Annotated in this window: 18 protein-coding genes; 14 read left to right on the top strand and 4 right to left on the bottom strand. The window is 40.8% G+C overall.

Translation table 11 applies throughout. From position 1 onward, the window contains the following. The 5 genes from EXH44_RS01640 to trpA all read left to right on the top strand — a co-directional run bounded on the left by EXH44_RS01640 (nt 1) and on the right by trpA (nt 3,745). Nucleotides 1-321: a heavy metal-binding domain-containing protein gene (locus tag EXH44_RS01640; protein ID WP_162855990.1), complete on the top strand. Its 321-nt coding sequence runs from the start codon at nt 1-3 to the stop codon at nt 319-321. Continuing rightward, entirely contained in the window at nt 321-776 is a 456-nt protein-coding gene (locus EXH44_RS01635) for a YcgN family cysteine cluster protein (protein ID WP_162855989.1), read from the top strand. Before EXH44_RS01640 ends, EXH44_RS01635 begins: the two co-directional genes overlap by 1 nt. Nucleotides 777-846: 70 nt before the next feature. Beyond that, nucleotides 847-1,596, top strand: a complete 750-nt coding sequence (locus EXH44_RS01630) for an SDR family oxidoreductase (protein WP_162855988.1) — start codon at nt 847-849, stop codon at nt 1,594-1,596. Between the two features lie 152 nt (nt 1,597-1,748). Further along, entirely contained in the window at nt 1,749-2,939 is a 1,191-nt protein-coding gene (gene trpB / locus EXH44_RS01625) for a tryptophan synthase subunit beta (RefSeq protein WP_162855987.1), read from the top strand. Then, complete coding sequence (trpA, locus tag EXH44_RS01620; RefSeq protein ID WP_162855986.1) at nt 2,936-3,745, top strand: tryptophan synthase subunit alpha; 810 nt, start codon at nt 2,936-2,938, stop codon at nt 3,743-3,745. The genes trpB and trpA overlap by 4 nt, the downstream gene beginning before the upstream one ends. Before the next feature lie 67 nt (nt 3,746-3,812). Here trpA and EXH44_RS01615 read toward each other — a convergent pair whose 3' ends face one another. The 4 genes from EXH44_RS01615 to EXH44_RS01600 all read right to left on the bottom strand — a co-directional run bounded on the left by EXH44_RS01615 (nt 3,813) and on the right by EXH44_RS01600 (nt 8,521). Continuing rightward, a complete protein-coding gene (locus EXH44_RS01615) occupies nt 3,813-5,126 on the bottom strand; it encodes an NCS2 family permease (protein WP_162855985.1) in 1,314 nt (437 codons plus the stop codon). Nucleotides 5,127-5,338: 212 nt separating this feature from the next. Then, complete coding sequence (gene metC / locus EXH44_RS01610; protein ID WP_162855984.1) at nt 5,339-6,532, bottom strand: cystathionine beta-lyase; 1,194 nt, start codon at nt 6,530-6,532, stop codon at nt 5,339-5,341. After that, a complete protein-coding gene (locus EXH44_RS01605; protein WP_162855983.1) occupies nt 6,529-7,092 on the bottom strand; it encodes a methylated-DNA--[protein]-cysteine S-methyltransferase in 564 nt (187 codons plus the stop codon). The genes metC and EXH44_RS01605 overlap by 4 nt, the downstream gene beginning before the upstream one ends. 67 nt (nt 7,093-7,159) lie before the next feature. Further along, entirely contained in the window at nt 7,160-8,521 is a 1,362-nt protein-coding gene (locus tag EXH44_RS01600; protein WP_162855982.1) for an outer membrane protein transport protein, read from the bottom strand. A gap of 212 nt (nt 8,522-8,733) precedes the next feature. Here EXH44_RS01600 and EXH44_RS01595 point away from each other — a divergent pair, with 212 nt between their 5' ends. The 9 genes from EXH44_RS01595 (at nt 8,734) to hscA (ending at nt 16,097) form a co-directional block, all read left to right on the top strand. Further along, nucleotides 8,734-9,015, top strand: coding sequence for a YfcZ/YiiS family protein (locus EXH44_RS01595; protein ID WP_162855981.1), 282 nt, complete (start codon nt 8,734-8,736; stop codon nt 9,013-9,015). A 152-nt stretch (nt 9,016-9,167) separates the two neighbouring features. Next, a complete protein-coding gene (gene iscR / locus EXH44_RS01590) occupies nt 9,168-9,614 on the top strand; it encodes a Fe-S cluster assembly transcriptional regulator IscR (protein WP_162855980.1) in 447 nt (148 codons plus the stop codon). A gap of 38 nt (nt 9,615-9,652) precedes the next feature. After that, nucleotides 9,653-10,873: an IscS subfamily cysteine desulfurase gene (locus tag EXH44_RS01585; protein ID WP_162855979.1), complete on the top strand. Its 1,221-nt coding sequence runs from the start codon at nt 9,653-9,655 to the stop codon at nt 10,871-10,873. A 114-nt stretch (nt 10,874-10,987) separates the two neighbouring features. Beyond that, nucleotides 10,988-11,371 carry a Fe-S cluster assembly scaffold IscU gene (gene iscU / locus EXH44_RS01580; protein ID WP_135674867.1) on the top strand — a complete coding sequence of 128 codons (384 nt, stop codon included), beginning with the start codon at nt 10,988-10,990 and terminating at the stop codon, nt 11,369-11,371. A 142-nt stretch (nt 11,372-11,513) separates the two neighbouring features. Then, nucleotides 11,514-11,837 (top strand): iron-sulfur cluster assembly protein IscA, encoded by a 324-nt coding sequence (gene iscA, locus EXH44_RS01575; protein WP_010785898.1) that lies wholly within the window; start codon nt 11,514-11,516, stop codon nt 11,835-11,837. A 9-nt stretch (nt 11,838-11,846) separates the two neighbouring features. Next, on the top strand, nt 11,847-12,368 hold the full coding sequence (gene hscB / locus EXH44_RS01570; protein ID WP_162855978.1) for a Fe-S protein assembly co-chaperone HscB: 522 nt from the start codon (nt 11,847-11,849) through the stop codon (nt 12,366-12,368). A 54-nt stretch (nt 12,369-12,422) separates the two neighbouring features. Further along, a complete protein-coding gene (locus tag EXH44_RS01565; protein ID WP_005714644.1) occupies nt 12,423-13,442 on the top strand; it encodes a virulence RhuM family protein in 1,020 nt (339 codons plus the stop codon). Nucleotides 13,443-13,489: 47 nt separating this feature from the next. After that, nucleotides 13,490-14,125 (top strand): DUF2625 family protein, encoded by a 636-nt coding sequence (locus tag EXH44_RS01560; protein ID WP_162855977.1) that lies wholly within the window; start codon nt 13,490-13,492, stop codon nt 14,123-14,125. Nucleotides 14,126-14,240: 115 nt separating this feature from the next. Continuing rightward, entirely contained in the window at nt 14,241-16,097 is a 1,857-nt protein-coding gene (gene hscA, locus EXH44_RS01555) for a Fe-S protein assembly chaperone HscA (RefSeq protein WP_162855976.1), read from the top strand. Nucleotides 16,098-16,119: the final 22 nt, after the last annotated feature.

Below are 16,119 nucleotides of genomic sequence, written 5' to 3'. Positions count from 1 at the left end.
ATGATTATTACCACAACTCCAAATATTGAAAATCACCAAATCGTTGAGTACAAAGGTTTAGTCTTTGGTGAAGTCGTGTCAGGTGCAAACTTTATCCGTGATTTTTTAGCGAGTATCACTGATGTAATTGGCGGACGTTCAGGTGCTTATGAAAGCAAATTAAATAGTGCGAGAAAAGAAGCCTTGGAAGAATTAGAAAAAGAAGCGAAAAAAGTCGGTGCAAATGCCGTTGTTGGTGTGTCTATGGAATATCAATCGATGGGCGGTGACAAAGGAATGTTTATTGTGGTTGCGACCGGCACAGCGGTTGTTATTCGTTAATGTTGCAAAAAAATCTTCAAATCACACCGCTTTTTTGGCAAACCAAAACACTGCTTGAGATGAATGAAGCCGAGTGGGAAGCCCTGTGCGACGGCTGCGGTAAATGTTGCTACCGCAAATATATTCAGGGCAGAGGCAAGCGAGAACGGCTGTATTACACCTCTGTTGCCTGTAATTTGCTTGATGTGAATACAGGGCGTTGTACTAACTACGCTGAGCGTTTCAAAATCGAAAAAGATTGCACTAAGCTCACTAAAAAGAACCTACCTGATTTTGGCTGGTTGCCAAAGACTTGTGCTTATCGTCTGATTTATGAAGGTAAGCCGTTGTTTGATTGGCATCCGCTGATTTCACAAGATCCTAATTCGGTGAAAAATGCAGGAGTACTCATTCCGAACGGTATCCGCGAAAAAGATGTGATTGATTGGTTTGAGTTTGTGATAGATGAAGTTTAGGGTAGGGGCGGACCGATGTGTCCGCCCTAAACCCATGGATTTTTTATAAATAACAAAAACAGGAGAAAATATGAACACAGCATTAGTAACAGGCGCAACGGCAGGCTTTGGTTTAGCCATTTGCCGAAAATTGATTCAAGCAGGCTATAAAGTGATCGGCACAGGCAGACGTATTGAACGGTTGAATGCACTCAAAGCGGAATTCGGTGAGCATTTCTTACCGCTTGCGTTTGATGTCAGCGATGTTGAACAGACTACACAGGCATTGAACAATCGCCCTGAAGGTTGGCAACAAGTCGATTTATTGGTGAATAATGCGGGGTTAGCGTTGGGGTTAGAACCTGCGCATAAAACCGATTTAAACGATTGGTATCAGATGATTGATACCAATATCAAAGGCTTAGTGACAGTTACTCGCTTGATTCTGCCTGAAATGGTTGAACGCAATGTTGGGCATATTATCAATTTAGGCTCGATTGCAGGCACTTATGCTTACCCTGGTGGCAATGTGTATGGTGGTACAAAAGCCTTTGTGAAACAGTTTAGTTTGAACTTGCGAGCGGATTTAGCTGGAACGGCAATTCGAGTGAGCAATGTTGAGCCTGGCTTATGCGGTGGAACAGAGTTCTCGAATGTGCGTTTTAAAGGTGATGACGAAAAAGCGGCAAAACTGTATGAAAATGTACAATATGTGAAGCCTGAAGATATTGCCGATATTGTATTGTGGCTCAATCAACAACCGCCGCACGTGAATATTAATCGTATTGAAGTGATGCCTGTCGCACAAAGTTTTGCGCCATTGTCTGTGGCAAGAAGTTAGTCCTATTTGCAAAAAATCCTTCAAATCTAACCGCTTGTGATCGTTACAAGCGGTCAGTTCTGTAAAAAATTTTACATTTTGCTTTCTTTTGTACTAGTTTAATAGTACACTTCAATCACTTTGACTGATTTTGAATTTATCAAGGAAGCAATATGACTACACTTCTTAATCCCTACTTTGGTGAATTTGGCGGTATGTATGTACCCGAAATTCTTGTGCCAGTGTTGAAACAGCTTGAGCAAGCCTTTGTTGAAGCACAGCAAGATCCTGAATTTCAAAAAGAATTTACCGACTTACTCAAAAACTACGCAGGTCGTCCGACGGCATTGACCTTATGTCGCAATTTGACTAAAGGCTCGAAAACCAAACTCTATTTAAAACGGGAAGATTTGTTACACGGTGGTGCACATAAAACCAACCAAGTGTTAGGACAAATTTTATTGGCAAAACGGATGGGCAAAACCCGAATCATTGCAGAAACAGGCGCAGGACAACATGGTGTAGCAACGGCACTTGCCTGTGCTATGTTGGATATGCCTTGTGTGGTGTATATGGGGGCGAAAGATGTAGAACGCCAATCGCCGAATGTGTTCCGTATGCGTTTAATGGGGGCGGAAGTGATTCCAGTCGAAAAAGGCTCGTGTTCCTTAAAAGATGCGTGCTGTGAAGCAATGCGGGATTGGGCGGCAAACTATGAAACCACGCATTATTTGCTTGGAACTGCCGCAGGACCACACCCATTCCCAACTATTGTTCGTGAGTTTCAGAAAATGATTGGTGAAGAAACTAAACGTCAAATCTTAGAAAAAGAAGGGCGTTTGCCAGATGCAGTGATTGCGGCAGTTGGTGGCGGTTCAAATGCGATTGGTATGTTTAGCGATTTTATTGCGGAAGAGAATGTGAAGCTGATTGGCGTGGAACCCGCAGGCAAAGGAATTGAAACGGGCGAACACGGAGCGCCGTTAAAACACGGTTCTGTCGGCATCTATTTCGGTATGAAATCCCCGATTATGCAAGATAAAGATGGGCAGATTGAAGAATCTTATTCGATTTCGGCAGGGTTGGATTTCCCTTCCGTTGGTCCGCAACACGCACATCTCAATGCGATTGGTCGTGCAGACTATGTGTCGATTACTGACCAAGAGGCACTCGATGCTTTCCAATTATTAGCCCGTAACGAAGGGATTATTCCTGCGTTGGAATCTTCGCACGCCTTGGCTTATGCGCTGAAATTAATTCGACAAAATCCTGACAAAGAGCAGTTGTTAGTCGTTAATTTGTCGGGCAGGGGTGATAAAGATATTTTCACGGTAGATAAAATTTTAAATGGGGGTGCACAATGAGCCGTTTTGACACACTTTTTCCGCAATTAAAAGCGAAAAACGAAGGGGCATTTGTACCGTTTGTCACCTTGTGTGATCCCGATTTTGATCGTTCTTTTGAGATTATTGAAACCTTGATTGAAAACGGTGCAGATGCCTTAGAATTAGGTTTCCCGTTTTCCGATCCGTTACTAGACGGACCTGTGATTCAGGCTGCTAATAAACGAGCCTTAGACGGCGGTTTCAGCACCGATGCTTGTTTTGAACTATTGGCAAAAGTGAGAGCAAAATATCCGACCATACCGATTGGGTTGTTGCTATGTGCCAACTTAATTTACGTGCCGACGGCAGACGTTTTCTTTGCCCGTTGCCAACAAGCAGGTGTCGATGCGGTGTTAGTCGCCGATGTGCCAGTTGCTTATTCCGATGAGTTTTCTGAAAGTGCGAAAAAATATGGGATTCAGTTGGTATTTATTTGTCCGCCAAATGCTGATACAGACACGATTAAACAAATCGCAACGAAAACCGAAGGCTATACCTATTTAGTATCCCGTGCGGGCGTAACCAGCGCGGAAAATCAAAGCCACGCAGTGAATCTTGATAATTTGATTGTACAACTCAAGCAGGCGAATGCCGCACCGATTTTACAGGGCTTTGGTATTGCCGAACCGCAACAGGTTAAACAGGCGTTAGCAATGGGAGCAGATGGCGCTATTTCAGGTTCCGCCATCGTGAAAATCATTGAACGGAATTTGGATAATCAAGAAAAGTTGTTAGCGGAACTTGGGGAATTTGTAAAAAACATGAAGAAAGCGACCGCTTGTTAGCGTTTTTTCTCATTTTTATTCGATAAAAAAGGCGAACAATGTTCGCCTTTTTCGCATTTAAGATGAATTAAATGGCGTAGCCTAATGCATAGAATGCAACAAGAGCAACGGCAATAACGATAGTGCCGACATTTAATTTGTTAAACTCACCAGAGATAACTCGTCCAATCACTAACGTTGCAAAGCCTAACATAATACCTGTAACGATATTTGCCGTTAAGACGATGAATACCGCACACACTAAACCAGACATTGCACCGATAAAGTCATCAAAATCTAATTTAGATACATTGCTTAACATTAATAAACCGACATACATTAACGCAGGTGCGGTTGCATAACCCGGTACTAAGAAGGCTAATGGTTGGAAGAACAGCATAAATAGGAATAACACACCGACAACAATCGCAGTTAAACCTGTTTTACCGCCTGCTGCTGTTCCTGCCGCAGATTCAATATATACCGCCGCTGGTGCAGTACCAAATAAACCAGAAAGTACGCTACTTAAAGAGTCAGACGTTAATGCTTTATCGCCATTGATGATTTGTCCGTCTTTGTCTAATAAATTTGCTTGACCTGCAACGGCACGAATCGTACCCGTTGCATCAAAGATTGCGGTCATAACAAGCGCAAATACCACCGGTAAAATCGCAGTATTTAATGCGCCCATAATGTCTAAATTTAAGAATTGAGAGTTTTCGCCGAAGGTTGGTAATTTGAACACTTCACCGCCAAATTTTACATTCGGATCGAAGATTAAGCCGATAATTGTAATCGCGATAATTACCCAAAGGATAGAGCCTTTTACTTTTAAGCGTTCTAAACCAATGATTGCTGCTAAGCCGATTAATGACATCATCACAGGGAATGATGTAAATTCGCCCATTTTTACTGGTAAGCCCGCTTGGTTACTTACCACTAATCCTACACCGTTTGCTGCAATTAATAATAGGAATAAACCGATACCGATACCTGCACCGTGCGCAATGCTTGATGGAAGATTACGTAAAATCCAAGCACGAATACCGGTGACAGAAACAAGGGTAAAGACCACACCCATTAAGAAAATCGCGCCTAATGCAACAGGAATACTGATACCTTGACCTAACACTAAGCTAAATGCGGTAAACGCAGTGAGTGAAATCGCACAGCCAATCGCCATCGGTGCGTTCGCCCATAAGCCGATTAGAATTGAGCCTAAGCCTGCGACTAAACAGGTTGCGATAAATACAGAATCTGCTGGAAAGCCAGCAGCACTCAACATATTCGGTACAACGATAACCGAATAAACCATCGCTAAAAAGGTGGTTAAACCTGCGATAACCTCTTGACGAACGTTAGAACCACGTTCAGCCAGTTGGAAACGAGAAAGAATAGACATAATGGGAAACACCTCAATAAGTTGGGATAATATAGATAAAAAAAGATGGCGAATTTTACACAAAGATAGTGAGCAAGGCAAACGTTTGCATGATAAGTTTTATCAAAAGAGAAGTAGCGGTGTAATGTGAACAAGCGGCCAGTTCTTGCGGAAATTTTGCAAATTTTTATTGGAATGTGACCGCTTGTATTTGGGGCAGAACCCAGGGATGTTTATGCTAAATGAAGCCTGCTAAACCCAGCCTCTAGATCCGAAATTAAATCTTCCACATCTTCTAAGCCAATATGGACACGAATGAGCGTACCCGTTAATTTGCGTTCAATTGCTGGGCGAATTCGTTCAATCTCTTTAGGTTGATTCGCTAGGATTAAGGACTCAAATCCACCCCAAGAATATGCCATAGAGAATATCTCGAAATGGTCAAGGAAATTCGCCAGTTCATCATCGGAAAGGGTTTTGCAAAGTTCAAAAGAAAACAGACCGCTTGAACCTTTAAAATCACGTTTAAAATATGCGTTTCCTGGACAGCTAGGCAGAGCGGGGTGATAAACTGCTTTTACTTCAGGACGTTGAGCCAGCCATTGAGCAACGATTAGACTATTTTCTTCGTGTTGTTTTAAGCGAATGCCCAAGGTGCGTAAGCCACGAGCGGTGACATAAGCAGAATCCGCATCAACCATTTGCCCCATTAAATAAGAGTGCTCTCGTAGCTGATCCCAGCAGCGAGCATTTGAAACAGCAGTACCAATCATCGTATCCGAATGTCCCACAAGGTATTTTGTCCCTGCTTGGATCGAAATATCAATGCCGTGTTCAAGGGCTGGGAAAAGAATACCTGCAGACCAAGTATTATCAATCATAATCACAATTTCAGGATTTATTGCTCTTGCCGTACGAACAATCGCTGGAATATCAGGAACTTCCATTGTTAATGAACTTGGTGATTCAAGAAAAAGCACTTTGGTATTTGGCTGAATGAGCGTTGCAATGCCTTCTGCAATTAATGGATCATAGAAAGTGGTTGAAACGCCCATTTTCTTTAATACGATACGACAAAAATCTTGCGTTGGTTCATAGGCTGCCCCAGTCATTAGAACGTGATCGCTTTGTTGTACAAAAGATAAAATCGCATTACTAACCGCCGCTGCACCGCAAGGGTAAAGGTAGCAGCCTGCCCCATTTTCCAGTTCGCACATTGCATCTTGTAGAGCAAAGTGGGTTAGCGTACCACGTCTGCCGTAAAATAAAGCCCCTTTATAGCGGTTTTTAGTCGCTTCTTTTTTATCTGCAACAGAGTCAAATACAAGGGAAGAGGCTCGTTGAATAACGCTATTTACAGAACCTTGGGTGTAACGTTTTTTTCGCCCTGCGTGAACAAGTTGAGTTGCTAAGTTGTGCTTTGTCATATTGATGTCCATTTTTTATGTTTTGAGTTTACAAATTCAGTGCCTTTATTTTGGTAAGAAATACCTTCTAATTCAAGTAGATAGCGTTTGGCAGGAAGCCCACCACCAAAACCAGTGAGTGCTTGAGTCTTACCTAACACACGATGGCAAGGTATTAAAATTGAAATCGGATTTCGTCCAACTGCACCGCCAACGGCTCTAACGGCGTTAGGATTATTTAACTGCTTGGCAATATCGCCGTAGCTTACTGTTTTACCATAAGGAATCTCAAGCAATATTTTCCAGACTGCTTGCTGAAAAGCAGTGCCCTGAGGGTTTAAAAAATCCAACTGACAAAACGCTACTTTTTCCCCTGAAAAATAGCGGTTTAATACCTGCACTGTTTTGCAAAATAGTTGTTGAATTTCACCGCTTGCCAGTTCTGCACTTTTCCATTGTTGAAGGTTAAGTGTTTGTTGCTCTTGTTCAAATTCAATGCCAAGTAAACCTGTTTGATTTGCAATAAGAAGCAATTGCCCCACTGGCGAATGATAAAATTGATAGAAGATCTGAAATTTCATAGGATTATCCTAAAACAAAAGGCGTGCCACTTAGTGTACACGCCTTTAGAGTTAGACTAAATAGAAATTAGAATTTGTAGTTTACATTTAAACCAACTAAATGAGCTTTAGAGGTCACAGTAAATTGTCCTCTTCCTTCTTCATTAAATGTATTTTTGCTACCGCGTAAGTATGCATAGCCTAAATCACTCGAAAGATTCGGTGTGAAGCGATAAGTTGCACCAAGTGTATACCAAGTACGATCTGTATCTGGGATAGAAATTGATGGATTTGTTACGCTTGCACTTTCATCATAAGCGACACCCGCTCTGAGCGTTAATGCAGGAATAACATCATAAGATACACCTAACGCAATGCGAGAAGAATCATTAAAGTTTTCTTGTTTATGGAATAAACGCTTACCATCATTACCATAAGCATCTAAGCTTTTAAATTTGCTCCACTCAGTACGTTTATAGCTATATTGTACTGCAAATTTATCAGTTAATTTGTGGTAACCTGAAATTTCCCAGTAAGCTGGTAATCTTAATGTTAGGTTACCAGGAATTGTTTGACCGCCTGTCGCAACACTGATTGGTGCTAATGCTGCAATCGCAGGGTTTGCTAAATAAGTATTAAATGCTGTAGGGAAGCCGTTTGAATATTGACCTTTAAATTTCACATTAACTGGTGAATGATAAGCAACACCAAGGCGGTTATTTTCATTAATATCGTAGCTAATACCTACATTCCAACCAAAACTCAATTCATCGCCTTTTAAACGAGATACTACCGTATCGTTTGGCATATTACCGAGCATAGTTCCTAGAGCTGCATAAGGTGTTCCTGCTGTTAAAGCAGATAACATTTTGTTACCAACACCTAAATAACGTACAACTTCAGCTTTAGAATAAACAGCATTTAAACCTGCACCAACGCTAAAGCCGTAACCAACATCATAAGCTCCACTGAAGTTGAAGTTTGTAGCAGTTAAATCTGTTTTACCACCAAAGAAACCGCCGTTATAAGTTGGGTTATACTCTGATTTCAAACCATAGTTCACATTGATTCCCCCACCAATGGCAAAACGATCGTTAATTGGTGATACAATATAAAGATTTGGAACGATAGCGGTTGGAATAATATTTCTAGCTGTTGCATCAGCAACGGCAATATAAGAACCTGAACGGCTAGAGCCTACTGTACCAGATACATTTACATCGGTATCAATAAAAACACCACCTGCTGAGATTTCAGTGTTTTTAAATTTAGTCATTAATGCTGGGTTGGTTGCTACAACTGAAGCGTTATCTGCAACAGCAGCATTACCTGCATAAGCCATACCTAAACCAGAAGTTGATACTTCTGCTAATTGGAATGCAGCAGCTGAAGCGCCAGCAGCAGTTACAGTGAAAAGCGATGCAATAATCGTTTTAGTAAATTTAGTCATTTGGTAATCCTTTTATTTGTTATAGTTAAAATAAAAATCAGGTGGATTCTACGGAGCTAATAACCTTCAATCAATGAAATTTCATCTTTTATCTAACAGTTCCGACCAGTTGCAAAGGAACTTTTTTGCCTTTGATTATCAATAAATTGAACTTACTGCATAAGGGGAGTACAATATAAACGTTTTAATTTTTCAAAAATATAGAGGTTAAAATGGTAGATAAAGCAAATGAAACAGCGGCTTGCTGTTGTGTTGATGTGGGAAGCATTATTGATAATAGTAATTGTATCGCTGAAATTTCACAGATTTATTCGACTGAAGCTGAAGCAAAAGATGCTTTGGACTATTTTATCAGTAAAGCAAGAGCAGCAGAGTCAGAACCTTGTCAAATAACAAGTGAAATTAAATCGACAGAAGTAGGTTTCCAACTGGATGCTAAATTTACGTTTAGCTATCAAGTGGAGACGATGATTTTTCAGTTATCGGTACGTTAAAAGGCAATTTGAATAGTTTTTAGCAATTAAAACTATTCAATCTATATGTAAAACCTTTTGAAATAACCCTATTAAAAACTTGACTAAAAGAGTAGGGTATATAGAATTCTCATCATTAATAATATGTTATTAATTCTTAATAAGGCTCAAGAATGAAACTAACTTCACGAGGACGTTATGCAGTAACTGCAATTCTTGATATTGCGTTACACGGCAAAGATATGCCAGTGAGTTTGGCGGATATTTCAGATCGCCAAGCGATTTCTCTTTCTTATTTAGAGCAACTTTTTGCACAGCTTCGCCGTGAAGGGATTGTTCATAGTGTGCGTGGTCCTGGTGGGGGCTATCAACTTGGAAAATCGACAGAAGAAATTAATGTCGGCATGATTATTGCTGCTGTTAATGAAAGTGTTGATGTATCTAAATGTAAAGGTAATGGGAATTGCAGTAAAAATAGTCGTTGTTTAACCCATTCCCTGTGGGAACGTTTAGAGAACCAAATTGAGCAGTATTTGCACACAATTACTTTAGCCGAATTAGTTGAAGAAAATAGCGATCACGATTGTGAGAGTTCTCACTGCCACGATCATCACCATTAACCTGATTATAAACTCTCTTTATACCGTTAGGAGTAACAATGAAATTACCAATTTATTTGGACTATGCAGCAACCACGCCAGTTGATGAGCGTGTTGCAAAAAAAATGATGGAATACATGACAAAAGATGGTGTATTCGGAAACCCTGCATCTCGTTCTCACAAATTTGGTTGGGAAGCCGAAGAAGCGGTTGATGTTGCACGTAATCAAATCGCTGATTTAATCGGTGCTGATGCACGTGAAATTGTATTCACTTCAGGTGCAACCGAATCAGATAACCTTGCAATTAAAGGTGCAGCACATTTCTACCAAACCAAAGGTAAACACATTATCACCGTTAAAACTGAACACAAAGCTGTATTAGATACTTGCCGTCAGTTAGAACGTGAAGGTTTTGAAGTAACCTATTTAGAGCCTGAAACAACCGGTTTAGTGGATATTGCAAAATTTGAAGCAGCAATTCGTCCAGATACCATTTTAGTCTCTGTAATGCACGTGAACAATGAGATCGGTGTTATTCAACCAATCGAAGAGATCGGTAAAATCTGCCGTGCGAAAAAAATCATTTTCCACGTTGATGCAACGCAATCAGTGGGTAAAATCCCAGTTGATGTTCAAGCATTAAACGTAGATTTAATGTCTTTCTCAAGCCACAAACTTTACGGACCAAAAGGTATCGGCGGTTTATATGTTTGCCGTAAGCCTCGTGTACGTTTAGAAGCGATCATTCACGGCGGTGGTCACGAGCGTGGTATGCGTTCAGGTACATTACCTGTTCACCAAATCGTGGGTATGGGCGAAGCATATCGTATCGCAAAAGAAGAAATGGCAACTGAAATGCCACGCATCAAAGCACTTCGTGACCGTTTATTTAACGGTTTCAAAGATATGGAAGAAGTGTATGTGAACGGTACGATGGAAGCTGGTAAACGTGTAGATAGCAACTTGAACATCAGCTTTAACTTCGTTGAAGGTGAGTCAATGATGATGTCATTAAAAGACATTGCGGTATCTTCAGGTTCTGCGTGTACATCTGCAAGTTTAGAGCCATCTTATGTACTTCGTGCATTAGGCTTAAACGATGAATTAGCACACAGCTCAATCCGTTTCTCAATCGGTCGTTGGACAACGGAAGAAGAGATCGATCACACTATCGAAATCGTGAAAAAAGCAGTAACTAAATTACGTGAACTTTCACCACTTTGGGATATGTTCAAAGAAGGTATCGACTTAAACTCAATTGAGTGGTCGCATCATTAATAGAAACTTCCCCCTTTGAAAAAGGGGGATTGAGGGGGATTTAAAGATCTTGCAAAATCCCCCCTAGCTCCCCTTTTGCAAAGGGGGGAATAATTAACACAGAGGAATTACAAAATGGCATACAGCGATAAAGTTATTGATCACTATGAAAACCCACGCAACGTAGGTTCATTCGACAAAAAAGCAGCAGACATCGGTACAGGTATGGTGGGTGCACCAGCGTGTGGTGATGTAATGCAACTTCAAATCAAAGTAAACGAACAAGGTATCATTGAAGATGCGCGTTTCAAAACTTACGGTTGTGGTTCGGCGATTGCATCAAGTTCACTTATTACTGAATGGGTAAAAGGCAAATCATTAGATGAAGCTCAAGCAATCAAAAACAGCGACATCGCAGAAGAGCTTGAATTACCACCAGTAAAAGTACACTGCTCAATTCTTGCAGAAGACGCAATCAAAGCGGCAATTGCAGATTACAAAGAGAAAAACGGTAAGTAATCTTTAACAAGCGGTTGGTTTTTGCAAAAAATTTGCAAAATCTAACCGCTTGCGTTTTCGTTTATTGTTAATTTTAAAAAGGTTTTATTGTATCAGGTGAATGAAATCTTTTTAAAATTAGCTATATTCACAAGGAGAAAAAATGAGTATTACCCTAACAGAAACCGCAGCAGATCGTGTTCGTACCTTCCTTGAAAACCGTGGCAAAGGCATTGGTTTAAGGCTGGGTGTTAAAACATCTGGCTGTTCAGGGTTAGCTTATGTCCTTGAATTTGTTGATGTATTAAACGAAGATGATCACGTTTTTGAACAACACGGTGTTAAAATTATCGTCGATGAAAAAAGCCTTGTTTACCTAAGTGGTACAGAATTAGACTTTGTCAAAGAAGGATTAAACGAAGGATTTAAGTACAACAACCCAAATGTGAAGAATGAATGTGGTTGTGGTGAAAGTTTTAACGTCTAAGAGGTTCTGATGTCAAATCCATTTACGCTTTTTGATCTGCCAGTGCAATTCCAAGTAGATAATGCTCAACTCTCTGAGCGTTATTTAGCCTTACAGAAATCGCTTCACCCCGATAATTTTGCGGCAAGTTCTGCGACAGAACAACGTTTAGCAATGCAGAAATCGGCGGAAATTAATGATGCGTTACATATTCTCAAAGATCCGATTTTGCGTGCCGAAGCGATCATCGCCATTCATACGGGCGAACAGCAAGATATTGAGCAAAAAAGTAACCGAGATATGGCGTTTTTAATGCAACAAATGGAATGGCGTGAAACCTTAGAAAGCATTGAAACCACAAAAAACGAAGCGGATCTCACCGCTTTCACCCAAGAGATTGAGCAACAGCAAAAAGCGATTTTGCAACAACTTGAACAGGCTCTCAATGCTCAACAATGGACGGACGCACTGGCCATTAACGACAAACTTCGTTTTATTAAAAAATTATTGGTAGAAGTTGAGCGAGTAGAAGAAAAGTTGTTTGTGTTTTAATTATGGCGAATTTGCCATAATTAAAATATCCGATTATTTGACGAGTGAATTAACATGTCTAACTTACAGATTCCAACGAGTGCGAATATATTATTCTATACAACACCTGATGAATCAGTAAAAGTGAATGTCTTTTACCAAGATGAGACTTTTTGGCTTTCTCAAAAAAGTATGGCTGAGTTGTTTGGTGTTGATGTTCCGGCTATTTCTAAACACTTAGATAATATCTATAGCACAGGAGAACTCGTTCAATTTTCAACCATTTCCAAAATGGAAATAGTTCAACAAGAAGGTCATCGCCAAGTTACTCGCTTGACGAATGTTTATAATTTAGATGCAATTATTGCTGTCGGATATCGTGTAAACAGTCGGGAAGCAACACAATTTCGAATTTGGGCAACTCAAGTTTTACGTGAATTTATTTTAAAAGGTTTTGTACTTGATGATGAGCGTTTGAAACAAGGTAAACAGTTTGGTTTAGATTATTTTACTAATCTTGTTGAACGTATTCGTGAAATTAGAGCTTCTGAGCGACGATTTTACGAGAAAATTACCGATATTTATGCTCTAGCCAGTGATTATGATAAATCTTCCGCCCATACAAAACGCTTTTTTTCCACTGTTCAAAATAAATTACATTGGGCGATTACAGGCAAAACAGCTGCAGAGTTGATTTATACACAAGCCGATGCAGAAGCTATAAATATGGGATTAACAACTTGGAAAAATGCACCGGATGGAAAAATTTTAAAGAGTGATGTCAGTATTGCTAAAAATTATTTAAGCGAGCAACATATTAAAGAGTTAGAACAGTTGGTTTCAGCTTATTTAGATTTAGCAGAGAATAGAGCTACTCGCCAAATTTTAACATCAATGGCAGAATGGGAAACTTTTTTAGATAGCTTCTTAACTTTATCAAATTATCCGATTTTACGAGATAAAGGAAAAATAAGTCACGAAATGGCAAAATTAAAAGCTGAACAGGAATATGATAAATTTAGAATAAAGCAGGATCGTATTTACAGAAGTGATTTTAATCATTTTTTAGAAGCGACATTGAAACTAAAAAAGTAAAAATTGAGCGAGTAGAAGAGAAGTTGTTTGAGTTTTAAGGATATAAAATGAAAACTCTTGAAGAACTGAACGATAAACAAAAATCTGCTTGGACAATTATGCAAGATTGGTTCGAGCAAGCGAATAACCATTATGAAATTCTGCCGAGAGATGTAGAAAATGCAGGGGTAGAATTAGTGGGAATGCAGTTGCCGACAAGTACGCCACTTGGTGCAGTGATTTATGAAACGGGCGGTATTTTAATCGATCACGGCTGGTTACGCATTTTAGGTTCGGGTAATGAAAAACTGCCACGCGGTTTATTTGAATGGAATTTTGGTAAAACCTTTGAACAATCAGGCGAAAGACCGTTTCATTTATTGATTGCCGATGATGCCGTTGGCGGTTATTTTGCGGTAAATGGCGGTGGATTAGGCGAAAAAGTTGGTTTAGTTCATTACTTCCACCCGAAAAAACAGAAGTGGGAAAGTATTGGCTTAAACTATTCACAATTTATCGGCTGGGCATTAACCGCTGATATTACCAGCTTTTACCACGGCTTGCGTAGCGAAAATTGGCAAGCGGAGATTGCAGATTTAAACGGCAATCAAGTGATAAATTTAGAAACAAAACAAAAACAACCGATCGAACGCCATTATCAAGCGACATTTACGCCTGATGATATGGGGTATGCGGTGAATTAAGTATTACACTTCCCCCTTTGAAAAAGGGGGATTGAGGGGGATTTAACGATCTTGTAAAAATCCCCCCTAGCCCCCCTTTTTCAAAGGGGGGAATAAATGATAGAGAGATAATAAAATGGCATTACTTCAAATCGCAGAACCAGGGCAAACGGCAGCGCCACACCAACACCGCTTGGCGGTAGGGATTGACCTTGGGACGACAAATTCTTTAGTGGCAACGGTGCGTAGCGGACAGGCTCAGGTATTACTTGATGAGAAAGAGCGTGCGTTGGTGCCGTCGGTGGTACATTATGCGGCTGAGAATAAAGTTGTTGGAGTGGAAGCCTTTGAGCAAGCGTCAGTTGATCCGCAACACACGGTGATTTCCGTGAAGCGTTTAATTGGTCGTTCTTTGGCGGACGTTGAGCAACGTTATCCGAATTTACCTTATCAATTTGTCGCTACGGATAACGGCTTGCCGTTAATTCAAACCCCACAAGGCAATAAAAGCCCGATTGAAGTATCGGCGGATATTTTAAGTCACTTAAATCAATTTGCAGAAAAACGCTTGGCAGGCGAATTGGCTGGCGTGGTGATTACCGTGCCTGCTTATTTTGATGATGCACAACGTCAAAGTACCAAAGATGCGGCACGTTTGGCTGGGCTGAATGTGTTACGTTTATTGAATGAACCAACGGCTGCCGCCATTGCTTATGGCTTGGATAGCGGTCAAGAAGGCGTGATTGCCGTGTATGACTTGGGCGGTGGTACTTTTGATATTTCGATTTTACGCCTAAGCCGTGGTGTCTTTGAAGTGTTGGCAACAGGTGGCGATACTGCTTTAGGTGGCGATGATTTTGACCATTTATTAGCGAGTTGGATTGCGAAACAAGCAGGTATTCAGCCAAATACAGCAAGTGAGCAACGTGAGCTACTTACCCTTGCCACACAAGTCAAAATTGCTTTATCGCAAGCGGACAGTTTTACTGCCAAATTTGCAAATTGGCAGGGGGAAATCAGCCGTTTGCAATTTAATGAGCTAATCCAACCGCTTGTTAAACGTTCATTGATGACTTGCCGTCGAGCGTTAAAAGATGCTGGCGTAGAAGCTCAAGAGGTGCGTGAAGTGGTGATGGTTGGTGGCTCAACGAGAGTGCCTTTTGTGCGTGAACAAGTGGGCGAGTTTTTCGGCAAAACACCATTAACTTCTATTGACCCCGATAAAGTGGTGGCATTGGGAGCAGCTATTCAAGCGGATATTTTAGTGGGCAATAAACCTGATGCAGAAATGTTGTTGCTAGATGTCGTGCCACTTTCGCTAGGGATTGAAACGATGGGCGGATTGGTAGAAAAAATCATTCCACGCAATACCACTATTCCTGTGGCAAAAGCCCAAGAGTTCACCACATTTAAAGATGGGCAGACTGCGATGACGGTTCACGTTGTACAAGGCGAACGTGAGTTAGTCGATGATTGTCGTTCACTGGGACGTTTTACCTTGCGTGGTATTCCGCCGATGGTCGCCGGTGCTGCTCATATTCGCGTGACCTATCAAGTCGATGCGGACGGATTGTTGAGTGTCACCGCAATGGAAAAATCAACCAAGGTGCAAGCCTCTATCCAGATTAAGCCATCTTACGGTTTAACAGACGAAGAAGTCACTGAAATGATTAAATCATCAATGACAAATGCGAAGCAAGATATGGAAGCCCGTCAGCTTGCAGAACAGCGTGTGGAAGCAGATCGTGTGATTGACAGCGTGATTATTGCGTTACAAGAAGATGGGGCAGAGTTGCTTTCAGTTGATGAATTTAAACGGATTGAAGCGGAATTGCAGAAATTGATTTCCGCAAAACAAGGGACGGATCGCCAAGCTATTCAGCAAGGTATTAAAGATCTCGATCTCGCCACCCAAGAATTTGCCGCTAGACGAATGAATTTATCCATTCAAAAAGCTTTAGCAGGTAAGGCGGTTGATGAGGTTATCGGATAAAACCCAGTAGGGACACACTGCG

The sequence above is a fragment of the Actinobacillus indolicus genome (assembly GCF_004519515.1).
In the GTDB taxonomy this organism is placed as follows: Bacteria; Pseudomonadota; Gammaproteobacteria; order Enterobacterales; family Pasteurellaceae; genus Glaesserella; species Glaesserella indolica_A.
This window is presented reverse-complemented; position numbering and strand designations above follow the sequence as displayed.